Origin of the sequence: Moritella dasanensis ArB 0140 (assembly GCF_000276805.1) — a bacterium.
Lineage (GTDB): Bacteria > Pseudomonadota > Gammaproteobacteria > Enterobacterales > Moritellaceae > Moritella > Moritella dasanensis.
In genome coordinates, this window is the sequence record NZ_AKXQ01000003.1 from 166,357 (window position 1) to 192,440 (window position 26,084).

Here is a 26,084-nt window from a genome sequence, read left to right on the forward strand (position 1 = left end):
GAGGGTATCCGGTTGTGACGACAATTAACAATAGCAATAATATAGCTGACTTTAGCAGTCAGTTTAAAACGGAAAAAAAGGACGCGGCAGAGCAGGCGGCAGAAACTACCCGCAAAGAGCTTGGCCAAGAAGATTTTTTCTCGTTACTAACACAAGAGCTGGCTTATCAAGACCCGTTCAAACCAGTAGAAAACTCGGAAATGGTGGCGCAAATGGCGTCGTTTACCACAGCCGATGGTATTTCTAATATGGACAGTAAGTTTGAACAGCTAAATACGATCATGAGCTCGAACCAAGCACTGCAAGCGTCTAGCTTAGTGGGTAGCAAGGTGCTAGCACCAGCATCATCAGCATTTTTATCTGATGGTGAAAATGTATCTGGTCGTATTGATTTGCCGCAGAGTGCGCCGAATATGCGCTTACAAATTGCTAATCAAGTCGGTGAAGTTGTTAAAGTTATCGACCTGGGTGAGCAAAAGAGCGGTGCGATCCCTTTCGATTGGGATGGTACTGACATGAACGGCAATAAAGTGGCGGAAGGAAGTTACCGCTTGAAAGCGTCTGCGTCGATAGAAGGTAATGCTCAAGACCTTAAGATCTCAAGTTTCCAGCATGTTGAAAGCGTTAACATTGGTAATACCGGTAACGGTATTATGCTGAACTTAAAAGGTATGGGTAGCTTACCACTGAGCCAAGCAACTGAAGTTGCCTCGAAAACTTACTAAATTTATTGAATAAAAAGGAAGATTTATGTCATTTAACATCGCCTTGAGTGGGATCAACGCTGCTCAGAAAGACCTTAATACAACGGCGAATAACATTGCCAACGTTAATACTACAGGTTTTAAAGAGTCTCGCGCTGAGTTTGGTGATGTGTATGCTACATCGATTTTCTCAAATGCTAAAACATCAGTTGGTAACGGTGTGGCAACAGCGCATGTTGCCCAGCAGTTCCAACAGGGGAGTTTGAATTTCACTGAGAACTCACTGGATTTAGCGATTAACGGTAACGGTTTCTTTGTTATGTCTGATGATCTTGAATCAATGGACCGTAACTATACCCGTGCCGGCGCTTTTAAGCTTGATGCCAATAGTTTTGTGACAAATTCGGCGGGTAATTACCTGCAAGTTTATGATGTCAATGACGATGGTTCACCAAAAGCAGTGAGTATGGCGTCAACCAAACCACTGCAAATCCCCGATACCGCAGGTGTACCGGAATCAACCCGTGATGTTGATATGACCATGAATTTACCAGCTACGTCACCGGTTTTAGACCCAACCAAATTTGATCCTCAAGATAGCAGCACGTTTACTTCTGCGACTTCAGTCTCTATTTATGATTCACTCGGTGAATCGCATACCTTATCAACTTATTATATTAAAGATGGTTCAGCTGGTGCGCCTGCGAATTCCTGGTTAGAGCTTAACTATGTTGATGATAAGCCACTTGATATTGTTGGCGGGCAGGCTGTTGCCGCAGCGCCGGGCTCACCTGTGAAACCTGCAGCATTGCGTCTGACGTTTGATTCTTCAGGTTTATTACAGCAGCAACTACCTGCGATCGCTGAGACAGTGCCATTGGGCGCTATTTTAACCAACGGTGCTGATACCACTCAGACGCTTAAAGTTAACATTAATAACCCGACTCAGTTTGCATCAGCTTTTGAAGTTACAAAATTAGAACAAGATGGTGCGACAGTAGGGCGCTTAACAGGCATCGATATCGGTCCGGATGGTATGGTATCTGCGAGTTATACTAATGGGCGAAATGATAAGTTAGGCATGGTTGCGATGGCTAAATTTGCCAATGAACAAGGTTTAAGCCAGGCCGGTGATACGGGGTGGCGCGCATCTCAACTGTCAGGTAGTGCGATTGCTGGTGAACCAAACTCAGGTACCTTTGGTAAAATTAACTCATCGGCACTCGAGCAATCAAATGTAAACTTGACCAGTGAGCTAGTTGACTTAATTACGGCACAGCGTAACTACCAAGCTAACTCAAGAACATTAGAAGTGAATTCTAAACTGCAAGATACGGTATTACAGATCCGTTAATCTAATAGGCTGTTAAGCCATCTAACAAGCGGGCTTAACCGTATTTTAAGCCATCGCAGTGAATTCTTTTTTGATAAAAAGCCATCCTATCTAGGGTGGCTTTTTCATTTTGGCACTTAAATTGCTTTATTACTGGTATTAGACGGGTAATTAACGATTTTAACGAAAAGTGACAGAGGATTGACGAATGGACAATATGCTTTATATCTCGATGTCGGGTGCCAAAGAAAATATGAATGCATTGGCTGTTCGTGCCAATAATATTGCCAATGTAAATACACATGGCTTTAAATCTGACTTTGAACAAGCACGTTCAATGCAAGCTTTTGGTGAAGGTCTACCAACACGCGTATTTGCTATTACCGAAAGTCCAGGACAAGACTTTACACCTGGCGCATTGCAACAAACCGGTAATGCATTGGATGTTGCGATCCAAGGTAATGGTTGGTTAAGTGTTCTCGATGATCAGAACAATGAAAGTTACACTCGAGCCGGGAGTTTACATATGGGTCCGACTGGCGAATTATTGACGTCATCTGGTCGTCCTGTCATTGGTGAAAATGGTCCTATCGTTATTCCTACACCCGTTGAACAAATTAAAATCCACGCTGATGGTCGTATTGAAGTTCGTCCACAAGGCGCGCCCGCAAATGCATTGGAAGAAGTGGACCAATTAAAGCTGGTTAACCCGGATGTTCGAAATTTAGTGAAAGGCCATGATGGTATGTTTCGACAAGCCGATGGCACACCAGCTGCGGTTGATTTAAATGTCCAAGTCGCAGGTGGCGCGCTAGAAACAAGTAATGTAAGTGCTGTTGGTGAACTCACCGGAATGATTAATCTGCAACGTCAATTTGAAATGCAGATAAAAATGATGAAAACAGCAGAAGAAAATGACAAAGCATCTGACTCTCTATTACAGATCAGTTAATTTTCATTGATGAGTCCCAATTAGCATAAATTTGACGAGGAAAGCGTTATGAATCCTGCATTATGGATAAGTAAAACCGGCTTAGAAGCACAACAAACTAATATCTCAACCATCTCCAATAACTTGGCCAATGCCAGTACTGTTGGTTTTAAGAAAGAACGCGCCATTTTTGAAGATTTACTGTATCAAGCGGTGAATCAACCGGGTGGTCAGTCAACACAAAATACCAAGTTACCATCAGGTTTGATGATTGGTTCGGGTGCACGTGTTGTGGCAACCCAAAAAGATCACTCGCAAGGTAATATGTTAACCACTGATAACTCGCTCGATTTAATGGTCAGCGGTCGTGGTTTTTTCGAAATTGAAATGCCCGATGGCACAACGTCATATACGCGTAATGGTCAATTTACCTTAAACGATGAAGGTATTATTGTGACTCCGGGTACGGGTTACCCATTACAACCGCAGATCCAAATTCCAGCGGATGCACAAACGGTGACGGTATCGGAAGACGGCGAGATCTCGGTCAGTTTACCGGGTCAAACCAACAATCAAACGGTTGGTCAGATTAATATTTCAGATTTTGTTAATCCAGGTGGTCTCCAGCCTATTGGACAAAACATGTATATTCAAACGGGAGCCAGTGGCGATCCGGTACAAGGTTTACCAAGTAACGAAGGTCTAGGTAAACTGGTGCAGGGTGCGATTGAAACATCGAACGTAAACGTGACTGAAGAATTAGTTAACCTGATTGAAAGTCAGCGTGTATACGAAATGAACTCAAAAGTAATATCAGCCGTTGATGAAATGTTAAGTTACACCAATCAACAGCTTTAATTTAACTGTTAACTCTTATGATCGAGAATTGTCATGCGTAATTTTATCTTTGTTCTTTTTGTTTTTATGCAACTTGTTGGTTGCTCATCTTTAACTAAAGTAAAAGAAAATGTGGTCGCTAAAAATGAAGACGCCACCAAAACCGAAGATGCGAAAGAGCCAGCTGATGTGGATGAAAAACCACAACAAGATTCGCCGGATTATGCACCGATTGTACCTGATGACAACCCAGTTCAGGCGAAAGTAACGGGATCGTTATTTAATCCGCAATACAATAATAATATTTTCTCTGACATTAAAGCACGTCGCGTCGGTGACATTATTACCGTGACGTTAACAGAGTCAACCAGTGCTAAAAAGAACGCCAGTTCTAACCTAGGGAAAGACAACTCATTTGAGCTAGACCCCGTTAATCTCGGTGGCGAGGATGTCGTTATCGGCGGTTATACAATTGAAGGTAGCTTAAAACAAAGTAGCTCTTTTTCGGGTAATGGTTCGGCCGATCAAAGTAACAGCCTTGAGGGTAATATTTCCGTCACAGTGGTGCGGGTGTTACCGAATAATAACTTAGTTATTCGTGGTGAAAAGTGGTTAATGCTGAACAACGGTAATGAATTTATCCGTCTTACTGGGTTATTACGTCCACAGGATGTGGATGCTGAGAATAAAGTCGATTCATCGTTGATCGCCAACGCACGTATTCAATATGGTGCTGTTGATGATTTAGGTGACGCGCAGGTACAAGGCTGGGCAACCAAATTCCTTAACGGCAGTAAATGGCCTTTCTAACAAGGCGCATTTAAATGGCCTCTGGGTATGATATGCCCAGACCCTGTGTATAAATTACATCTTGGTATGACAATTGCTTTTAGCTATATAACGCACATTATTTAGCGGTTGTCATAATTTTGGCAGTGAAATATTACCAACCAAAATAATGACAATTCTTATAACACAGGTTATCTAGATGAAACTATCAACTCAGATCAAGCTATCACATCGTATTAAGTTACCGCAAAATGTATTACTGGGCATAAGCATTGTTTTGTTAAGCTTTTTTGTGCTCACGATTAATTCTGCACATGCTGCGCGTATTAAAGATATTAGCTCTGTACAAGGGGTCCGAGATAACCAACTAATCGGTTATGGTCTCGTTGTTGGTTTACCGGGAACGGGTGAAAAGAGTAACGCTTTTTCTGAACAAAGTTTTAAAACCATGTTGAATAATTTTGGTATTACTATGCCAGAAGGCGCGAAAGTTAAAATTAAAAATGTGGCACCGGTTGCGGTGAGTGCTATATTGCCCGCATTTACCAAACCGGGTCAAACCATCGACGTGACAGTTGCTGCGATTGGTGAAGCAAAGAGCTTACGTGGTGGTCTACTACTGCAAACCTTCCTGAAAGGTGCGGATGGTCAAGTGTATGCGTTAGCACAAGGCAGCTTGGTTGTGGGTGGTCTTGGCGTTGAAGGACGAGATGGCTCCAAGGTAATTATTAACACGCCGACGGTTGGTCGTATTAGTAGTGGTGCTATTGTTGAGAAAGAAGTCCCGACCCCGTTTGGTGATGGTGATTATCTGACATTCAACTTACATCGTGGTGACTTTTCTAACGCCAAACGTTTATCGGACTCAATTAACAATCTTGTTGGCCCTAATACCGCTTATCCTATGGATGCAACGTCAGTGCGTGTGCTTGCGCCGCGTGATATTTCGCAGCGAGTGGCTTATTTAGCGACATTAGAAAACCTCGAATTAAAAATGGCGGATGAATCCGCAAAAATCATCGTTAATTCACGTACCGGTACCATTGTTATTGGTCAAAACGTCCAGCTCAAACCCGCGGCAATCACCCATGGTGGCTTGACCGTCACCATCAATGAAACCCAAGAAGTCTCGCAGCCGAATGCGTTTGCGAATGGCGAAACCGTGGTCACCAACAAATCGACCATTAATGTCACGCAGGAAGATGCGCGTATGTTTAAGTTGGATGCTGGGGCGACACTCGATGATTTGATCCGTGCTGTCAATCAGGTTGGTATTGCGCCGGGTGATTTAATGTCAATTTTAGAAGCCCTGAAAGATGCGGGTGCATTAGACGGCCAGCTCATTATTATTTAATGCAACGGAACTAAGCTTCATTCAGTTCAGCTTCATGCAACTCAAGACAAGCCAGCTCAATGTTTAGCTATTTAAAAGCGCTATAACCCGTAATGTGGTTTAGCGCTTTTTTTGTATCTATTTTTTATTAATCCGTTAGTTGGTCTAAGAATTGCTTTGTTATCTATAGCGATTAGCGTTAATCCATTTTTTATATCTTAAGTTATTGATTTTATTGTTTTGATGAGCGCCGGATAAATGGCAGTGATATTTACTTATTCATTTTATAACAGAATAACTGACTGAAAAATAACGATCTAAACTAATCACCTGAAATAACGATCTAAATAATACAACCGAAAAGAGTAACGGGCTGGGTATGGATAATTCATTTAAATCAAATGTGAACAGTAACGTCTTAGATACGCATAATCTGGATTCTTTGCGTAAGCGTGCGCAAGGCAATGATGAAGGTGCATTGAAAGAAGTCGCAAAGCAATTCGAATCTTTGTTTACCAACATGCTGATGAAAAGTATGCGTGAAGCCAATGCTGCATTTGAAACCGATAGCCCGATGAACAATAACTACACCCAGTTTTATCGTGACATGCAAGATAAACAGATGGCCGCAGATATGAGCCAGACCGGCAGTCTGGGGTTAGCGGATGTCATTGTTAAACAGCTATCAAATGATGGCGGCAATTATATGCCAGCTTCATCATTAAAAGGCGATACCAACCCATTACAGAACCTGCGACCTGCTAAGACTGCAGATAAAACGTTAGCAGAAAATGTTGAGGGTAATGCCATTCCAGCCGTTAACGCCGACGGAAATGCCGCAGTTGCTACCATCAAGGTAGATCCTGCGTTACCTGCAGCGGCCGCTAAAATGCAGTTTAATAGCCCTGAAGAATTTGTTGCCTCATTAGCACCTTTTGCTGACACAGTCGCGAAACGTTTGAATGTTTCTCCGGATGTATTACTTGCTCAAGCCGCGTTAGAAACGGGTTGGGGTAAGAAAGTATCAACAGATAATAAAGGCGATAGCTCGCATAATTTATTCAACATTAAAGCAGATAAACGCTGGGATGGTCCAACAGCAAGTGTCGATACCTTAGAGTTTAACGACGGTGTTGCCAAGCGTGAAAAACATCAATTCAGAAGCTATGAAAACTTTGAATCGAGCTTTAATGACTTTGCTAACTTTTTGCAATCCGGTGATCGTTATAGTAATGCATTAAGTAATTCTGCAGATTCGGCACAGTTCTTGAATGGTTTACAGCAAGCGGGTTATGCGACAGATCCTAACTACGCAGCGAAAATTCAGAATGTGATGAAACATGATGCATTTAAATAACCTTGTTTAGCGGCTTAGTTGCAAACAATGAGTCAATAAAGAAGAACAATCGTGCTGATAATTTTATCTTGGAGTGATGTACTGATGGCTGGAGTCTTAATCTGATGGCTAATTTATTACAAATAGGCACGTCTGGTGTTTTAGGTCACCAGCAAATGCTCCAAACTACTGGTAATAACATCTCGAATGTTAATACCGATGGGTATAGCCGTCAACGCACCCAGCATAATTCGCAAACCGATAATATGGGGCTTGCTCGTTCCGTTACCGGCCGAGAAATTAATAAGTTTGCGCAAGCTGAATTATTAATTGATACAAGTGCTTTTAGCAACAAAGAGAAATTTCTGGCTGAGATCACGCGTACCGACCAAGTGTTATCTGATAAATCAAATAACATGGCCGCGGGTGTCTCACAATTATTTGAATCTTTTCATACCGCCAATGATGATCCAACGTCAATATCAAATCGTCAATTAGCGATCTCAGATGCAAAAACATTAGCGGCAAGTTTTCGCAATGTTGGCGAACAATTAAATAGCCAAGCGAAAACAGCAAACAGCGAAATCGCAGAAAAGCCGGCGTTGTTAAACTCATTAATTCAAGAAGTGCATGGCTTTAACAAGCAGATCATGATTGCCGAAAATACCTCGCGAGGCGCGTCAGGTACCTTACTCGATCAGCGTGATGTCGCTATCGGAGCATTGGCAAAAGAAGTTGATATATCAACGATAATTAATGACAACAAAAGCATCTCTATCAATTTACTTAACGGTCAACCCTTGGTGATGCAAAACAGTGTCAGTCAATTTTCCGCTATCGGTGCTGATCCTGATCCAAGCAACATGGAATTGGTTTTAAATATTGATAGAAATACCATGCCGTTACAAAATGTAAATTTAGGTGGCCGTGTTGGCGCTTTGATGGAGTTTCGTGATGAAACGGTTTATTCATCATTACGTGAAATCGGTCAGTTAAGTCTGGGTATTGCCGACGCGGTTAATAGCCAAAATAAAATGGGTTTAGATATAAATGGTGAAATAGGCAAAGACATATATACCATTCCACCAACCCAAGCAAAACACTATGCAGGTAATTCTAACCCTGCGCATGTGATTAGTTCTCAGATTATTGCCGGTGAAGGGAGTGCGTTAACAACCAGTCAATATCAAGTCTCGATGACTAGTCCGCTAACCTTTGATGTTTATGAAATAAAAAATGGTGAACGTAGTGCGAATCCATTGGCGGTTAACGGTGCTTACCCTGGTCCTGTTGAAGTCACTGACCATGGCTTTGAAATAGACTTTTCTGCAGCGGCAGGTGGTTTTCAAAGTGGTGACAAATTCTTAATGAGTCCAACGTTATTTAATCTTAATGATTATGACGTTGCAAATACGCAACCAGAAGACCTTGCTTTAGCCTCTGTATTACAAAGTACCACGGGCCCTAACAACACAACGTTGAGCCGTATTGCTGTTACGCAAATATCGGATCCTAGGTTGTCCTTTGCTAATAATGATTTGAACATGACCGCGCCACAACAAGTGAGTGTTAACAATAGTGGTGACTTTGATATTTTTGATGGTAATGGGGCTTATATGGCCACCAGTTCTGGTGCGCTAAGTGGTCAAGCTTTATTTTCTAATGCTATTCCACCGTTAAATCCTGGTGTAGGTTATGAAATTAAAATGGATGGTAAACCAAATCCCGGTGAAACATTCTCTTTGTCTTATAATCGCGATTCGATAGCGGATAACAGTAATGGTTTAAAACTTGCGGGTTTAGAAAACGACGATAAATTGCGTAAAAATCATAACAATAATGGCGAGAATCAGATGACGTTTGCCGAGGGTATTGCCACCCTTATCTCAACCGTGGGTAATCAAACCCGTTCTGCACGCGTTGACTCTTCTGCCAACGAGGCAAAGTTAATACAGAGCCAAAATTGGATTGAGAGTGTATCAGGTGTCAACCTTGATGAGGAGGCGGCAAATATGGTGCGTTACGAGCAAGCCTACAATGCTTCTGCACAAGTCGTGAGTATTTCCAAAGAAATATTTGACACCATCCTGAACGCGGCGAGGTAATTAGCATGAGATTAACCAACAATCAGATTTTTTCACGCTCAATGCAAGATATGTCGCAAACACAAAAGCGACTGAACTCGGCACATTCACAAGTGACATCGCAAGAAAAATTTCGGACCTCGGGCGACGCGCCTGCTGAAATCGCGAAATCAAGCTACTTGAATGATGAAATTAAGAAGAATAGCCAATACCAAACCAATGGTTTAATGCTGAAAGGCACATTGGGTTTAGAAGAGTCGACACTCAATAACTTACATACGGCAATGGAACGTGGACGCGTACTTTCGGTTCGCGCACTTAATGGTACGGTTGATAAGCAAGATAGAAATGCCATTTCGTTAGAAATAGGGCAAATACAAAAAGAAGTATTTAGTTTGGTGAACAGTAAAAATGCTAATGGCGATTTTGTTTTTTCTGGTACCACGTCGCATCTACAAGCGTATGTTAAAGATGATCAAACTGGGCAATACAGTTACCGTGGCAATGAAGAAGATAATGATATTCAAATCGCGAGCAATGTCTACGTTAGCGGTGGTGATAATGGCAAGCGGGTGTTTGAATCTGCCCCTGCGCGATTAACGACGAGTACCAGTAATCTCAGCGGTAATATCATTGCTGCGCAGACTGAAGTCGTAGACCAAGGTGAGTATGATAATTTCCACCGCAATAATTTTGATCACAGTAACCCAGCCAATAATACGTTTAAGCTCAATGTTACCGCGCCGTTGATTCCCGGTAATAGCGATAATTTTGAGATCCTAGATAGTACCAATAATGTACTTCAAAGCGGCAGTTTCACGTCAGAAAAGAGTATTCGTTTTAATGGTGTCAACATTACGGCGCAAGGAACATCGCCAGGCAGTGTCGATATTTCTTTAACTCCGCCAAAAAATGTCAATATTTTGAACACATTAGAGTCATTGAAAACGGCGCTTACTGATACGTCATTGTCCAACACCGATTTTCGTGAACGTATGGCTGATGCGCAAGTCGGTATTGAAAACGCTAAGTATTCAGTCATGTCGACTATGTCGATGATTGGTGGCCGTAGCAATACGATTGAACGTGTTACCGAGTCCAATGAGTCGTTTAAAGTAATCAATCAAGAAGCGATGGCAATTCTTACCGAGGCAGATATTGCCGCGGCAATGACGGACCTCACTAAAGAGCAAAACATTTTAGAAATGAGTTATAAGTCATTTAATAAAATCAATAACTTAAGCTTATTTAATTCGATTGCTTAATTTGGCATACAACTTGCTAATTTAATACTATGAACAATAAATAATTTTTAGACTAACACTTAAGCGCGACGTTAATACTAATCATGTTGCTGCTTAATCACGTTATATACAGAGGGAAAACGAATGGCTATATATGTAAATACTAACGTTGCGTCTTTAAACTCGCAGCGTAACTTAACTAATTCAACGAATGACCTACAAACATCATTTGAGCGTTTATCTTCAGGTAAACGTGTCAACAGTGCTGCTGATGATGCCGCCGGTCTGCAAATCGGTTCTCGTTTAGAAGCGCAAGTAAGCGGTCTAAATCAGGGCGCACGAAATGCCAATGATGGTATTTCAATGGCGCAAACGGCTGAAGGTGCATTAGACGAAACAACCAACATGTTGCAACGTATGCGTGTGCTTTCAATTCAATCTGCCAATGGTTCAAACAGTAGTGCCGATCGCACCGCGTTGAATAAAGAGTTTGGTCAGTTACAAAATGAAATTGATCGTGTAGCAAAAGATACGACCTTTGGTGGCGAGACATTACTGGATGCATCATTTAACAATGATTTCCAAGTTGGCGCAGATGCTAACCAAACCATCAATGTTAAAATCACGACTAACATGAACTCGCTGGGTTTAGGTGTTGGTACTGCAACTTCTAACGTGCTTACTTCAGCAGATGCGCAAACAGCCATCGCGTCACTTGATACTGCGATTGCATCAGTAACAGATATTCGAGGTGATCTGGGTGCGAAACAAAACCGTTTTTCATCAACAATCCGTAACGTAACGAATATTGCTGAAAACGTATCTGCATCTAAATCACGTATTATGGATGCTGACTTTGCTGCGGAATCTGCGAAACTTGCTCAAAATCAAGTATCTCAACAAGCTGCAAGCACAATGCTAAGTCAAGCGAATCAGCAATCTCAAGTTGCTATGTCGCTATTAGGCTAAGAGGGCGGGCTCCCTCTGGCCCCTTTTGGGGCCGCCTAATATATTGCTTTTACCTATGTCCTTATCGCTAAGATTCTATATTAAGCGTATAGGTAAAAGTATTTCTTTTTATTTTCTACCGCTACCAGCACCACACTCTACCAACCATTTTTCCATAGCGTATTAACTTATCTATATCTATATCTATATCTATCTCTATCTTATTTTTATCTTTCTTTGTATTTCTGTTGCGATTTGTATCTATTTTTTAGGGTTTATTTATCGTGCTTGTCGGTTATCGACGGACAAATACTTTTCAGATGACATAACACCCGGCATTCGAGCGGCAATTTTTTGGCTTCGTTTCCATAAATGCAGTGTTTCATACAATGTTAGATTAATATGATTATAAAAAGACGTTTTAAAACAGCTTGTTATGATTTTATTTTTAGGGTTTTATGATTTGGCACACTGATTGCTATATCTAAAGTATATAAAAAATTATTTAATTTGAAACAAGAAAAAGGAAGATATCGTGGCCTTATATGTAAATACAAATGTAGCATCTTTAAATTCACAGCGTAATTTGACGAACTCTACAAATGCGTTACAAACATCATTTGAGCGCCTATCTTCTGGTAAGCGTATTAACTCTGCTGCGGATGATGCTGCAGGTCTGCAAATTGGTTCTCGTTTAGAGTCTCAGGTAAATGGCTTAAATCAGGCGGCGCGTAATGCTAACGATGGTATTTCACTATCGCAAACGGCTGAAGGTGCGCTAGATGAAACAACCAACATGCTGCAACGTATGCGAGTATTATCAATTCAATCTGCTAATGGCTCAAACAGTGATGCTGACCGTGTGGCACTTGATAAAGAATATGGTCAACTACAGCAAGAAATAAACCGTGTTGCAGAGGATACAACGTTTGGTGGTATGGACTTACTGAACTCGACGTTTAACCAAGACTTCCAAATCGGTCCTGATGCCAATCAAATTATTAATGTTAAAATTTCTACTAACATGAATTCACTGGGTTTAGGTGTTGGTACTGCGACGTCTAATATTTTGCAGCCTGCAAGTGCACAAACGGCGATAAATAGTATCGATGCAGCAATTGCGACTGTGACTGAAACACGTGGTGATTTGGGTGCTAAGCAAAATCGTTTTTCTTCAACGATCCGTAACTTATCTAATATTTCTGAAAATGTATCTGCGTCTAAATCACGTATTATGGATGCTGACTTTGCGGCTGAATCTGCTAAATTGGCGCAGAATCAAGTATCGCAACAAGCGGCAAGTACCATGCTTAGTCAAGCCAATCAACAATCGCAAGTGGCAATGTCGTTACTGCAAGGTTAATTACCGTAAAGCTAATGGCATTATTATTTTGGCTCGCAAGGGCCAAAATAGCACCGCACTAAACTATCCTTTCCATTTGACCTGCTGTTGATTTACCGCCTCTGTTATTTCTATCGTTATGATTATCAATCATATTATAATTTCCCCTATAAAATAAAATAATCGTAACCACTTGTAATCAAACACTTTAATTTTTTTTATTGTCGATTTAAGAAAAAAAACTGAAAAAAACCAAAAAAACTCTAAAGGATGTATTTTTCGTGTCGATAACTTTTATAACAATACAAATAACTGATTATGCATAAGGGCTGTATTTTACATACACAGCAGTCCTTTACAGGATTTCTTTTAGGAGACGAATATGGCTGTTTATGTAAACACTAATGTAGCATCTTTAAATTCACAACGTAATTTGAGCAACGCTACCAATGAACTACAAAGCTCTTTCGAACGTTTATCATCTGGTAAGCGTATCAATAGCGCCGCTGATGATGCTGCGGGTTTACAAATCGGTTCTCGTTTAGAATCACAAGTAAGTGGTTTGAACCAAGCATCTCGAAATGCAAATGACGGTATTTCACTTGCGCAAACAGCGGAAGGTGCATTAGACGAAACCACTAACATGCTACAACGTATGCGTGTGCTTTCGATTCAATCTGCCAATGGTTCAAACAGCGACGCTGACCGTAATGCGCTGCAATCAGAGTTCAATGAATTACAAACTGAAATCACCCGTGTATCACAAGATACAACGTTTGGTGGCGAAAAATTACTTGATGGCTCATTTGATAAAGAGATTCAAGTTGGTGCTGATGCGAACCAAACAATCGCACTAAAAATGACGACTAGTATGGATGCGACTACACTCGCAGTGGGTAGTGCAGCAGCGAATATTACCACTGCCGCGGGTGCACAATCAGCAATCGCTGCATTAGATACAGCGCTTGAAACTGTGACTGGTACGCGTGCTGATCTTGGTGCGAAACAAAACCGTTTCTCATCAACAATCCGTAATATTAGTAATATTGCAGAAAACGTATCGGCGTCTAAATCACGTATCGTTGATACCGATTTTGCTGCTGAATCTGCTAAACTTGCACAAACTCAAGTGCAACAACAAGCAGCAAGCTCTATGCTAAGCCAAGCTAACCAATCATCACAAGTAGCATTATCTCTACTGTAATCATTTAGCTTTCTTTCTGCCCTGCACCTTGCGGGGCATTTTGATTTTTGGGGGTTACCATGTCCATTGACAATAATATGGATAGTAAGAGCATTGGTTTTTATCCTGACCCTGTAGTGACGAAAGAACCTGTCATTACCAATCCTGCCGTTTACATTTCACCGATTGACCCGCCTTTTCCAGAAGAAAAACCATTATCTGAACAAAAAATAGAAAATGATATAGATTTGGAACAAAACTTGCTTGAAGCAAAGGATACGCTACAAGCGCATTTTGATGTGAATAATAAGAAGCTCAATTTTAGTGTCCATGGTGACACTGGCCGTTTGGTTGTGAAAGTAGTTGATCCTGAAAGCGGTGAAATACTCAAAGAACTACCATCTGAAGCGGTATTAAAGATGGCGGCTAACATTGAAAAGTTTCAAGACAATATATCGGCTAGTTCAGGTCTCTTATTTGATGAGATGGTTTGATTAATATAGCGTGATAAGATAGTCGGATGTTTAATGTGATAGGCAATTTATTGCCTATCACATTACTATTGATGGAAATTAAGGATACGCATGGCCGGTATTACGATGGCAGGTACAGGTTCTGGATTAGATCTAGAAACGATCATTACAACATTTGTGACTGCTGAAAAAACGCCAAAAGAAACACGCTTAAATAAAAAAGAAGCTGACCTTACAACAGAGTTATCTGGTATTGGTACGTTAAAAGCGGGTTTGGCCGATTTTAAGTCAATTACAGGTAAGTTGGGTAATCCGGACTCTTTTTATCAAAGTAAAACCAATATTCGTTATCAAGGTCGTAATGTTGAGCAAACAACGGCTGGTGGCGCTGGTGATAGCGCCGCTTTACCTATTACTATTCAAACCAAAGGCGTAGTACCAAAAGGTGCATTTAATGTCGAAGTTAAGCAACTTGCACAGGGCGCGCGATTAGAATCTGATTTTTTACCCGACCGAGAAACAAAACCGGGACAGGGCATGCTGTATTTTGATGCCGGAAAAGATACTTTCCAAGTCAATGTCGATATCACTGATACGTTACAAAACATTCAAAAAAAGATTAATGACGCGCCAGACAATTACGGTATTAGTGCTAATGTTATTAGTTCTGATCTCGGCGCTAAAATTGTTTATACATCCGATAAAAGCGGTAAAGCCAATGATTTAGCGGTATTCACTTCGGATTCGAGTTTAAGTATTATCTCATCTGGTATGAAAGGTCACCCTGCGACCGATGCCGTTATTACGGTTGACGGTAACACTATAACCAAAGAAAAGAATATCTTTAATCATGCTGTCTCTGGCGTTACGATCACTGCCAATAGTTTGACTAAACTGAACGAGCCTGCCAATTTTTCAACGTCGACGGATCATGCTGCAGTGCAAGAACTGATTTATAGTTTTGTTGATGGTTATAATACTTTGATGGATAATATCAATGTATTGACCCATCCAGAGACGGGTGTTTTGAAATTTGATTCCAGTGCCAGAAGTATCAAGCAACAGCTTCAGGGTATTACAGGCGGCGTGGTTGATGATGCGAACAAGCGTCTTAATACCTTATACGGTGCCGGCATCTCATTAGAAGAAGGTGGCATGTTAGCAGTGAGTCCATTTGGTATGAGTGGGTCTAAATCCGGTGCTCAACGCTTAGATGAAGCAGTAAATAACTCATTAGATGATCTTGGCAAACTTTTTGCAGGGAATAATGGTATTGCGGCACAAATTAATCGCGTGTTGACCAACAATTTAGGTAATAAGGGCATGATCTCTCAGCAGGAAAATATGTTGAGTGAAAACTTACGCGACATTGGTGATGATCGGGCTAAGTTAGATCGCCACGTTGCCTCATTTGAAGATACATTACGAAAGAAATATACAGCCTTAGATAATACGGTATCACGTTATAATGCCACCGGTGATTACATTCGAAATGTATTAGGGTAATCATATTATTCTTCGTTATTTAAATAAATTAATAGTTAGGTAAAAAAACATGAGAGCTAATATAAGACGTTATCAGCAAGTCAGTCGAGAAAGTGGTATTGCGAGTGCTGATAACCATCAAGTGATTTTTATGTTGTTACAAGGATTGTTGGATGCTGTCGCAGTAGCAAAAGGCTGCATTTTACGTAAAGATATTGAAGGTAGAGCGAAAGCGATTAACAAATCAATCAATATTACCTCGGGTTTAATCGATGGTATCAACCATAAAATCCATCCCGAGATTGGTGAGAACTTTGATGGAATATATCGCTATATACAATTGCGTTTAAATGATGCGTCGTTAGAGCAGTCAGTTGAACCATTAGATGAAATTACGGCATTAGTCACACCAATTAAAGATGCTTGGTTAAACATACCGCAAGCAGAAAAAGAAAAAGCAGAGTCGGCTCGAAAGAAAGCTAGCGGTGCTTAATGATGAATGTAACTGATGTTGAATTAATGGCGCAAATATCGTCACTCTCTGCGCAAGCAAAGCAGGCGGTTATAGCAGAGCAGTTGGCTGAATGTGATCAGCTATTAATCCAACGTCAGATTTTAATTGAGCAATTAGTGTTACTCGAAAATCCAGCTCAATCCCCTCGAATACGTACTTTTCTAATCCAGTTAATGGCTGCGGATGAAGTGCAAGTCGCATCGCTAAAAAACACCAAATCAGTCCTTGAATCCCAGCAAGTGATCAATAAGCGCAGTGCTAAATCAATTAATCGCTATCTTACTATTAAACAATTTTAGGTTGTTATTATGGACCATTTAAATCACGATATTACCGCGCAAATAGCTGCATTAGAGTCACAGCAACAGCAGCAAAAAAAGCAGGTAAGCTTAGCGCATGCTATTGATGAAATTAATGTTAGAGCACAACCCAGCGTTGATCCGATGGCGTTGTACCATGCCAATATGCAAGCGTTTCAGCAGTATATTCCTGATATTTATCAGTCTTTTGTTAATTACCAACCGACTAAATTTGAACTGGCAAAGATAGCCGAAGTACTACACCTGGTAGATGTCGATGATAATCTGGTATTAGGTGAAAACTATTTTCACGATAGCTTGATTGATTTTGAACAGTATCGTGTTAATCCGCAGCTTGCGCGTATTGATTTTGCCGAAGAGATCGACAGTGTGGGGGATTTCATTCATGTGAAATACCTCAACCAGTTTATTCGTGCACTGCAGGGGATTAACCAAAAGCATAAAGCAGAGTTTGTGCTACCTGAAGCCGTGAATTTAATGGTTTGCTTTGGTTTAGGTTTAGGTTACTTCTTACCTGAAATGCTCAGTAAACACAGCGTTAAACGGTTATACATCTATGAACCGGAGAATGACTTCTTCTATGCCAGTTTATTTACCCTCGATTGGGCTGATATTCTACAACGTTTGGATGATAGTGGCAGTAGTTTACATCTCTGTCTCGGTGCCGATGAAGATGTATTCTTTCAGGATATTTCCTATGAATTAATGACTAAAGGTCGTTATGATTCGACGTTTAGTTTTTGCTATCAACATTATAAGACTGAGCAAACAAATCGCGCGTTAGAAAAATTTAATCAACAAAATTTTCATGTTGCGTTTGGTTTAGGTTTCTTTGATGATAGTTTGATGGCATTAGCACACCAGTATCACACCTTAAATAACCACGTCCCTTTGTTGGCGAAAGTAGAGCCTTTACCGGAATGTGAAACACGCTCGGTATTTATCCTCGGTAACGGCCCATCGCTGGATGAACACATTGACTATATTCGAGCAAACCGAGATAAGGTATTACTTGTTAGTGGTGGGACAACGATCCGCGCTTTGCAACAATATGGTATTACGCCTGATTTCCATCTAGAGATGGAGCGTACTAAGGTTACTTATACAGTCCTTAAGTCAGTTGATGATGATGCTTATTTAAAATCAATCCCATTGTTAACCTTAAATACGGTAACACCTGATGTGCTCAATTTATTTGATCGCAGCTTGATGGGGTTAAAATTACAAGAGCCCTCAACTGAAATTATCCTTAATGCTGAATTGGGTTGTGACAACGACAATTTAACCCAATTGATTTTTGTTAATCCAACCGTGTCTAATCTGGCGTTATCTTATTTTACGCGTATGGGTTTTAAAAATATTTACTTGTTTGGTGTTGACCTTGGTTTTAGCGGTGAAGCGCATCACAGTAAAAAAAGTATTTATTATAATCAGTCGGGCGAAGACAAATTATTATTTGATAAGAAAGCCTTGTCAGGCTTTCTGTCCCCTGGCAATCACGTAGATGAAGTAGAAACGACGATGATTTTCCAAATGTCTGCCAAAGGCATGGGGGAGTTACTCGATTTTTATCCAGATGTTAACTGTTACAACTTAGGTAATGGCATTAAGATTAAAAATGCGATACCGACGTACCAAGCTGACGTGGTATTAACGGATGAGGTATTTGATAAAGCGGAGTTTGTTGATCGTATGCTGGTTCATTACTCTGCGGATACGCAGATATTAGCCAAGCAGTATAGTGCTGTCTTAGAGCAAGATATATTTGCTGATTTTGTCGATGAAATGATCGCGATTATTAAACCTCCGGTGCTCAGTCGTTATGATGCATTAGAGCAACTTCATCAGCAATTTAAGTTATTAAATAGTCAACTTAATACCAAATATGCGTTTTTGGTTGAGTTATTGAATGGCACATTACAGCATTGTCATGCGGCATTAATTAAGATGTTGTTGTTACCTGCTACTGCAGAGCAAGGTCTTATTTACTATCAGCAAGGGCTCGATATTTATATTGATTACTTGGAAGAGACCAAGGTTAAATATAAGCGCGAATTATTTGAGGTAGACCAAACAGATATCTCTGATACTTGGAAATAAAAGTTTGGAATTGATCGTTTCGGTATATACTCATAAGCCATTCTAATCGCTTGGCTTATGATGAAAACTTATTTTTTAATTCCTTTTCTTGCATTATTATCCGCATTAACGCCGCTTGCTGTGGATATGTATTTGCCGGCAATGCCTAATATTGCCAGCGATTTTAATGTCTCTATTGAAATCATTCAAACCACACTCAGTACTTACCTATTAGGCTTTGCCATTGGTCAGCTTTTTTATGGCCCATTAGCAGACAGCTATGGTCGTAAACCTGTGCTTATTTGTGGACTTGTCACGTATTTAATTGCCAGTATTGGTATTGTTTACGGCGATTCTATTGAACAATTTAAATGGTTACGGTTATTACAAGCCATCGGCGGTGGGGCTGCATCAGTCGTTGTGAGTTCATTGCTACGCGATCTATTTTCCGGTTCGATGTTTTCTAAAATGATGTCTTATGTTGTATTATCAATGACATTAGCACCACTTGTGGCACCGTTAATTGGCGCGCAGTTATTGGTATGGTTTAGCTGGCCGAGTATTTTTGTGGTATTGGCAATCTTGACGTCGGTCTGTTTGTTAGTGAGCTACTTAGGCATTAAAGAAACGCTACCGAAAGAACGCCGAGTCGCGTTTAATTTATCGCAGGTATTCAGTAATTATTGGCTGATTTTACGCAACCGTAAAGTCCTGGGCCTGATGCTGTGCGGCGCCTTTAATGTCTCTGGTATGTTTGCGTTTTTAACTGCTTCCCCCTTTGTATATATTGAATATTTTGGCATAGATGCACAAGATTACGGTTACCTGTTTGCTTGTAATATATTGGGCATGATGGTTGTTACTTGGGTGAATGCCAAGATCGTGATGCGTTTTGGTTATCAGCAGATATTACGTGCGGGTATTATTATTAGTGCGGTCGTGTCGGTGTTATTTTGGTTGGTCAATGCTAACCTAACATTTGGCTTAATCGGCTTGGTTATGTCGACCGTGGCCTATATCTCGTTAATTAGTCTCATCGGTTCGAATGTGATGACGGGCGTATTGGCTGAATTCCCACATATTTCAGGTACTGCCTCGGCATTGGCTGCCACGATCCGATTCGGGTTTGGTGCTATATCCGGATTAGTGATTAGTATATTACATGATGGCACGCCGCTCCCGATGATCATGGTGATTAGCGGCTGTGGGATATTATCGTTTCTGAGTTATTTCATATTGACGGATAGAGCAAATAAGGACAGTTAATGCGTATTGAATTTATTAGTACTGGCGACGAAGTATTATCAGGTCAAATTGTCGATACCAATGCGGCATGGATATCACAACTTTTCTTTCATCAAGGACGCGCGTTTACCCGTCGTCATACGGTGGCAGATGATCTTGAGTCGCTTATCGATATTATCACTGAAACCAGCCATCGTGCAGATGTGGTGATCGTCAATGGTGGCTTAGGGCCAACATCAGATGATCTGAGTGCTGAAGCTGCAGCGAAAGCCATGGCTGTACCCTTAGCACTATCGCAAGCCTGGTACGATCATTTAGTGGCTAAATATGGCCAGTCAGACCGCACATTATCAGCGAGTAATGAAAAACAAGCTTGGTTACCACAAGGTAGTGACGTTGTAGATAATCCTGTCGGCACCGCTTGTGGTTTTAGTTTTCAATTGAATCGCGCGCGTTTTTATTTTACGCCTGGTGTACCCAGCGAATTTAAACACATGGTTTCAGCGCAAATATTACCCGATATTCAACAGCGATTTACGGCTGTTAAAGTGCCGACTTTAATTAAAATTAAAACCTTTGGTATTTCTGAAGCGGTGTTAAATGAACAGCTCTTAGCATTAAGCTTACCTGAGACGATCACCTTGGGTTTTCGTGTTGACTTTCCGTTGGTCGAAGTGAAGTTACTGTCGACAGATGCTGTTGATTTGCAGCAAGCGAGGTTAAGAGTACTGGCTAAGTTATCTCAGTTCGTGTTGTTTGAAGGCGATGAATGTTTTGCCGAATACCTACAAGCATTAATGCTTGAAAAAGGCCATACTTTGTCACTTGCCGAGTCGTGTACAGGCGGTTTGATTGCCAGTGAATTAATTGCTGTCGCCGGTAGTTCTGGTTATCTTGATTCCAGCCATGTGACTTACAGTAATGAATCGAAAAGCCGCTTGGTTAGTGTCAATGAAACCACGTTAGCTAAGCACGGCGCTGTATCCATCGAAGTAGCAGCAGAGATGGCTGAAGGTGCGATGTTGAACGCGGGTGTTGATTTTGGTATTGCGGTGTCAGGTATTGCTGGCCCTGGTGGTGGCTGTGATGAAAAGCCCGTGGGTACAGTTGCCTTTGCGTTGGCAAGTAAAACGCATACCTACAGTCAGCTGTTATTTATCCCACGCAAGAGTCGTCAAGGTATCCGCACTGTGGCGTTATATGTGGCGTTAGATATGCTAAGAAGAGAATTGCTAGGATTAGATTTAGCTGCAGAGTTTGGCTCAATAGAGCGTCGGTCTGACCTGAACAGTGTGAAGAGATAATCTGTATCGATCGTAGGTATTCGAAGCGTACTGGTAATTACGTTGTGAGCGCTACACTGATGTAGCAATCACAACGTGTTCTATTCTGGCTTTGATTACTACCATTTCTGTTTTGGTTGAAACAGTAAGTCTAGCTCGTTCTTCTCATCTTCTTTTTCTTGGCGGTCTTTCAAGTCATCTGAAGAGGCTTGGGTAAGCTGTTCATTGACTTCATTTAATAACGAAACCAAAGTTGTCTGTTTGCTTATAAGTATTTCATTTTTATCATTAATACTATTTAGCGTATCGATGCCTTTACGTAATAACTGCTTGCAAGAGCCAAATTGACGCGAAGCACGAGATTCATAGGCTCGTTTCAATAAATTATCGATATTGACATTAAGCTGCATTAATTCAAGTTTACGATCTTCAATCACAAACGTTTGCGTATTCAATTTACTTTTTGCATGCTCGGCACGTAATACGGCACGAATTTTTTTTATTTGCTGGAGTAATACAATCGCTTCACGATCGGAATTAGGAGAACGAAACATTTTTTCTTCAACTTGCCCTGGGGCTTCTCTTAACTGTGCCATTTGCGCTTTGACATTGGTTAAGCGTTGACGGACTTGCGGTAAACTAGGGTCTATTTGTAATGTCGCGGAAAGTGAGTCATGCATTCGACTATTCAATACCAGCGTCAGTACTTTACTATACGGTAATGAGGTGGCGTTCAGCAGCAGTTCTTCCGTTTCTTGAATGACTTGTCTGTGCTTGATAATGAGTTGGCGTTTCTCGGTTTCAGCCTTACGCTTGTATTGCAGGACGATGTTATAGCCGATCACTAAAAACAACAGCACAGCAATCGCGATGACCATAAGTGTGAGCTTCATTGTATAATAAACCTAAGTTTGCTGCGGTACTAAGATGTTACTATAAATACCTTAGTTAAGGTAGTGTTAAGGTAAAGATACCACCGCCTAGTTTTCCGCCATTTCGCAAAGATATAACCCCTGTTTTAGCTTTGACCACATGTGCATTAGCAATTAATCGCGCAAAATATAAGCCTAATCCAGTACGCCCTTGCTTACTGCTTAGCTCGGCCATTGAGTTGTGCTGCGCTTGTAACATGCTATCAGGGTAGCCGTCACCGTTGTCGGCTATTTCGATGACCAACTGTTTGTTAACGAGGTTCGCCGTGACGAGGATCTTACCTTTACTATAGCGTAGCGCATTGATAAAGACGTCGGATAATAAGTAGCTAATCAAATTGTGATCACAGTACCAAGCAAGGTCAGGGTCAATATTAACATTGATTTCGATGTTATTACTGTCACTGTACATTTGGTTTTTAATACAAAACTCAGTGAAGTAATCAGCAATGAAACACTCTGCAATGTTGATTGGTAGCTGATCTTTTTCATCTCGGTAAAGCGATAAAACTTGGATTAGACTGCTATTAAGACGCAGTACCTCATAGTGTAAATCAGCCAGTTTAGCAGCCTGTTTATTCTTGTCCGGCGCGGTATTTATATCCGCAGACATGGACTCGATCGATTGCAGTAACAAGCATAATGAGTTTTTCATGTCGTGCACTGCCGATGTCAGAATCAACGCATAATCCACTGTGTCTTTCGTTGGTTTAATGTTATCGTCTAATGGTGTTATCATATCTTTAACTAGCATAAAAGTAATGATCCCTAGCATATCTTATTAGCAAGAAATAACAGTATTCTGCTCTGGTTTTGTTAGAATACAATTAATTATTTGGAATATAGAGCACATCACGAATGAAGTTACAGCAATTTAGATACATAGTCGAAGTTCTCAATCACAATTTGAATGTGTCTGCGACAGCAGAAAGTCTTTATACTTCGCAACCCGGCATCAGCAAACAAGTGCGTATGTTAGAAGATGAACTCGGCGTACAAATCTTCGAACGTAGCGGTAAACACCTCACTAAAGTGACACCTGCTGGTAAAGATATTATTCGTATTGCTGCTGATATTCTAGGCAAGGTTGAAAGCATTAAAGCGGTGGCGAGTCAGCATACCCATCCTTCTAAAGGCACATTAAATATTTCGACAACGCATACTCAAGCGCGTTATGCATTGCCAAAAGTAATTAAAGGCTTTATTGAACGCTATCCTGATGTGTCATTAAATATGCATCAAGGTACGCCAGCACAGATAAGTGATTCGGTTTCTAAGGGCACTGCTGATTTTGCGATTGCGACTGAAGCATTGCATTTATACAGTGATTTGGTGATGTTACCTTGTTATCACTGGAATCGTTCTATTATCGTCAAACCGGGTCATCCTCTCACCAAAGTGGGTAAGATTACCGTTGAAGATATCGCCAAATACGCGCTTGTTACCTACGTATTTGGTTTTACTGGGCGTTCTGAATTAGATTGTGCGTTTGATGCCGCCGGACTAGAGCCTAAAATTGTGTTTACGGCAACAGATGCTGACGTGATCAAAACCTACGTGAAACTTGGTATCGGTGTAGGCGTGTTAGCTACAATGGCGTTTGATGATGCCACGGATGATGATCTAGTACGTATCGATGCAAGTCATTTATTTACCTCGAGCACGACTAAAATTGGTTTCCGTAAAGGCACGTTCTTACGTACTTACATGTATGATTTTATGGAACGTTTTGCACCGCATTTAACACGCGATGTTGTTGATAAAGCAATTATGCTTAAAACAGCAGATGAAATTGATGACATGTTTAAAGAGATCTCGCTACCAACAAGGTAACGAGATAGTATGACTCGGCTAATTATTTGTGTTTAGCCGAGCGTTTTTTCAGCTTGTCTTTTCTCTTTTCCCATTCTTTTCTTATCGTTTTTCTTCGCCACCGCTTCGACTTTATTTGATGCTATAGCCGTAGATGTTGCTGTCGTTGTATCCAATGTCACCGTTGAACAAGCATTATCGTTAATGACATCAATCAATTCATGCATACTATTTGATAATGCATCATCGTGGCCAAGTCGTGCTATTTGTTCACTGACAATATCAATCGCACTGGTCATCACCACTTGTTCTAACTCGGTAAATGCATCTTCGATGTAACTTGATATTTTCGTCAGGTCGGGTAGATTTGTGCGACATGCAATTAAACCGACATTGAGATGTTCCATATAACTGTACAAGGTTATATTCAGTGACATTCCCGGTGGTAGTGCTGATAACGGGAAGCATTCCTGCATTTTCGCACCCATCATATACATAGGTTTACGTGGGCCGGGAACATTTGAGATAAGCACATTACCGACAGGCGGTAATATGGTGTCGAGATTCAGTAATTCACTGATCACCGCCAAACCTTGACTGGCGAGCGTATAGCTTGTTAATGCTTCATCAGATAACAATCTGGCTTCTTGTTTTAATTTGTCACAAGCGTCTTTGATGGCCATTAGACGCGTTAGTGGTGAGGCGTCACTATGGGCTAATTCCACCATCGTAATGGCGATACGATTATTCGATGTTGTGTCGCTGGGATCGCGCAGGCTTACTGGGATTTGGGCTGTGAGCGGTTGTTTAAGTTTAAAATTTAAATCCGCTAAATAACGGTGTAATGCGATGTCACAAATACAGACCACGACATCGTTTACCGTTGTCCCAGCTATTTTACCTATGTTCTTTACACGAGCGAGCGGTAACAGGCTTGTTGCCGCTCGGCGCGCACGTTTTGGACTCACTGAAAATGGTGTTTTGGGCGCTGTAAACGGGGTCGGGATATTGGCTTTGTAGACCTTCGCGCCTTGTAATAACAACTTAGAACCCAATCCAATAATCGAGGGTATTGCCCGTACTTGCTTGGTTAATATTGCCCCATTTTGTTTTAATGCTTTAACCAAACTGGTTTTGACTTCGGTATCAGGCTGTTTACTCTCAAAACCTGTTTGACTCCAAAATGCTTGCAATGCGCCATCAGCTTGTGGGGATAAATAACTAAGGATAATACGGTTGGCTTTGACACCGTCAGTAAAGGCATGGTGCAATTTTAGATAGATGGAGAATTGATTGTTCGCTAGTCCTGAAATTAAATGCATTTCCCAGAGTGGGCGACTACGGTCCATCAGGTTAGAGTGGGAGTGCTCTATGTATTCAATAAGTTGCTCCCGCGTACCAGGCTGGGGTAAGCGAATGCGGCGCACGTGATAATCAAGCTCAACGTTATGATCTTCTTGCCAGTGCATCATACCCGAGTAAGCGGTGTGTAATGTGTAATTAAATGGTTTTTCTACTTTCGTACATGCCATCAGTTGTTGATACAGATCTTCACCATAATCGCCTTGATAGTCATTTGGAATATCAAAAATTTGCATTGCTGCTACATGGTTTGGGCGTGATACCGTTTCGCAATACAGGAATCCCATATCGGGTAGAGTGAGCGCTTTCATGAAAATTTCCCTAATGTTGGCAGAGCGGACAGCTGGTTACGTCGTGCGATAAAATAGAATAAGTGACCTAATGCTGGAGTAGAGAGTAGTTAAGCTGCAAAGTCATTAGAGCCAAGGCTAATCACTGCTATTTACACCTAAAAGTATGAGGCTTTTTCTCAGGGGTTACTGCATGTTGAGATAAATCCGTAATCAAAGGTGTGA

At 41.1% G+C, this 26,084-nt stretch carries 23 protein-coding genes; 20 read left to right on the forward strand and 3 right to left on the reverse strand.

What is annotated here, in order from left to right; all coding sequences use genetic code 11:
- Positions 1 to 14: 14 nt before the first annotated feature.
- The 19 genes from A923_RS0103665 to A923_RS0103755 all read left to right on the forward strand — a co-directional run bounded on the left by A923_RS0103665 (position 15) and on the right by A923_RS0103755 (position 21,484).
- Entirely contained in the window at positions 15 to 725 is a 711-nt protein-coding gene (locus tag A923_RS0103665; RefSeq protein ID WP_017220297.1) for a flagellar hook assembly protein FlgD, read from the forward strand.
- Positions 726 to 750: 25 nt separating this feature from the next.
- The gene (gene flgE, locus A923_RS0103670; RefSeq protein WP_017220298.1) at positions 751 to 2,058 is read left to right on the forward strand and encodes a flagellar hook protein FlgE; all 1,308 of its coding nucleotides are present in this window, start codon (positions 751 to 753) and stop codon (positions 2,056 to 2,058) included.
- 187 nt (positions 2,059 to 2,245) lie between these two features.
- Positions 2,246 to 2,989 (forward strand): flagellar basal-body rod protein FlgF, encoded by a 744-nt coding sequence (gene flgF / locus A923_RS0103675; RefSeq protein ID WP_017220299.1) that lies wholly within the window; start codon positions 2,246 to 2,248, stop codon positions 2,987 to 2,989.
- 48 nt (positions 2,990 to 3,037) lie between these two features.
- Positions 3,038 to 3,826 carry a flagellar basal-body rod protein FlgG gene (flgG, locus tag A923_RS0103680; protein WP_017220300.1) on the forward strand — a complete coding sequence of 263 codons (789 nt, stop codon included), beginning with the start codon at positions 3,038 to 3,040 and terminating at the stop codon, positions 3,824 to 3,826.
- Between the two features lie 33 nt (positions 3,827 to 3,859).
- Positions 3,860 to 4,615: a flagellar basal body L-ring protein FlgH gene (locus tag A923_RS0103685; RefSeq protein WP_017220301.1), complete on the forward strand. Its 756-nt coding sequence runs from the start codon at positions 3,860 to 3,862 to the stop codon at positions 4,613 to 4,615.
- Between the two features lie 178 nt (positions 4,616 to 4,793).
- Positions 4,794 to 5,948, forward strand: a complete 1,155-nt coding sequence (locus tag A923_RS0103690; RefSeq protein ID WP_017220302.1) for a flagellar basal body P-ring protein FlgI — start codon at positions 4,794 to 4,796, stop codon at positions 5,946 to 5,948.
- Between the two features lie 358 nt (positions 5,949 to 6,306).
- Entirely contained in the window at positions 6,307 to 7,284 is a 978-nt protein-coding gene (gene flgJ, locus A923_RS0103695) for a flagellar assembly peptidoglycan hydrolase FlgJ (RefSeq protein WP_017220303.1), read from the forward strand.
- 104 nt (positions 7,285 to 7,388) lie between these two features.
- Entirely contained in the window at positions 7,389 to 9,368 is a 1,980-nt protein-coding gene (locus A923_RS0103700; protein WP_017220304.1) for a FlgK family flagellar hook-associated protein, read from the forward strand.
- A 5-nt stretch (positions 9,369 to 9,373) separates the two neighbouring features.
- On the forward strand, positions 9,374 to 10,612 hold the full coding sequence (flgL, locus tag A923_RS0103705) for a flagellar hook-associated protein FlgL (protein WP_017220305.1): 1,239 nt from the start codon (positions 9,374 to 9,376) through the stop codon (positions 10,610 to 10,612).
- Positions 10,613 to 10,735: 123 nt separating this feature from the next.
- Complete coding sequence (locus A923_RS0103710; RefSeq protein WP_017220306.1) at positions 10,736 to 11,560, forward strand: flagellin N-terminal helical domain-containing protein; 825 nt, start codon at positions 10,736 to 10,738, stop codon at positions 11,558 to 11,560.
- 514 nt (positions 11,561 to 12,074) lie between these two features.
- Positions 12,075 to 12,902 (forward strand): flagellin N-terminal helical domain-containing protein, encoded by an 828-nt coding sequence (locus A923_RS0103715; protein ID WP_017220307.1) that lies wholly within the window; start codon positions 12,075 to 12,077, stop codon positions 12,900 to 12,902.
- A gap of 361 nt (positions 12,903 to 13,263) precedes the next feature.
- Entirely contained in the window at positions 13,264 to 14,085 is an 822-nt protein-coding gene (locus tag A923_RS0103720) for a flagellin N-terminal helical domain-containing protein (protein WP_017220308.1), read from the forward strand.
- Between the two features lie 77 nt (positions 14,086 to 14,162).
- Entirely contained in the window at positions 14,163 to 14,558 is a 396-nt protein-coding gene (locus A923_RS0103725) for a flagellar protein FlaG (RefSeq protein WP_237716166.1), read from the forward strand.
- A 90-nt stretch (positions 14,559 to 14,648) separates the two neighbouring features.
- Complete coding sequence (fliD, locus tag A923_RS0103730; RefSeq protein ID WP_017220310.1) at positions 14,649 to 16,043, forward strand: flagellar filament capping protein FliD; 1,395 nt, start codon at positions 14,649 to 14,651, stop codon at positions 16,041 to 16,043.
- 49 nt (positions 16,044 to 16,092) lie between these two features.
- Entirely contained in the window at positions 16,093 to 16,515 is a 423-nt protein-coding gene (gene fliS, locus A923_RS0103735; protein ID WP_017220311.1) for a flagellar export chaperone FliS, read from the forward strand.
- Positions 16,515 to 16,835: a hypothetical protein gene (locus A923_RS0103740; protein WP_017220312.1), complete on the forward strand. Its 321-nt coding sequence runs from the start codon at positions 16,515 to 16,517 to the stop codon at positions 16,833 to 16,835. Before fliS ends, A923_RS0103740 begins: the two co-directional genes overlap by 1 nt.
- A gap of 9 nt (positions 16,836 to 16,844) precedes the next feature.
- On the forward strand, positions 16,845 to 18,956 hold the full coding sequence (locus tag A923_RS0103745) for a motility associated factor glycosyltransferase family protein (protein WP_017220313.1): 2,112 nt from the start codon (positions 16,845 to 16,847) through the stop codon (positions 18,954 to 18,956).
- Positions 18,957 to 19,016: 60 nt separating this feature from the next.
- A complete protein-coding gene (locus A923_RS0103750; protein WP_017220314.1) occupies positions 19,017 to 20,201 on the forward strand; it encodes a Bcr/CflA family multidrug efflux MFS transporter in 1,185 nt (394 codons plus the stop codon).
- Positions 20,201 to 21,484, forward strand: a complete 1,284-nt coding sequence (locus tag A923_RS0103755; protein WP_017220315.1) for a CinA family nicotinamide mononucleotide deamidase-related protein — start codon at positions 20,201 to 20,203, stop codon at positions 21,482 to 21,484. Before A923_RS0103750 ends, A923_RS0103755 begins: the two co-directional genes overlap by 1 nt.
- Before the next feature lie 98 nt (positions 21,485 to 21,582).
- On the opposite strand, the gene A923_RS0103760 is transcribed toward A923_RS0103755, so the two are convergent.
- Both A923_RS0103760 and A923_RS0103765 read right to left on the reverse strand, forming a co-directional pair.
- Positions 21,583 to 22,356, reverse strand: a complete 774-nt coding sequence (locus tag A923_RS0103760; RefSeq protein ID WP_017220316.1) for a hypothetical protein — start codon at positions 22,354 to 22,356, stop codon at positions 21,583 to 21,585.
- 55 nt (positions 22,357 to 22,411) lie between these two features.
- Complete coding sequence (locus A923_RS0103765) at positions 22,412 to 23,149, reverse strand: sensor histidine kinase (protein ID WP_017220317.1); 738 nt, start codon at positions 23,147 to 23,149, stop codon at positions 22,412 to 22,414.
- Between the two features lie 104 nt (positions 23,150 to 23,253).
- On the opposite strand from A923_RS0103765, the gene cysB reads away from it, so the two are divergent.
- Positions 23,254 to 24,228, forward strand: coding sequence for an HTH-type transcriptional regulator CysB (gene cysB / locus A923_RS0103770; RefSeq protein ID WP_017220318.1), 975 nt, complete (start codon positions 23,254 to 23,256; stop codon positions 24,226 to 24,228).
- 32 nt (positions 24,229 to 24,260) lie between these two features.
- On the opposite strand, the gene A923_RS0103775 is transcribed toward cysB, so the two are convergent.
- Positions 24,261 to 25,880 (reverse strand): wax ester/triacylglycerol synthase family O-acyltransferase, encoded by a 1,620-nt coding sequence (locus tag A923_RS0103775; protein ID WP_017220319.1) that lies wholly within the window; start codon positions 25,878 to 25,880, stop codon positions 24,261 to 24,263.
- Positions 25,881 to 26,084: the final 204 nt, after the last annotated feature.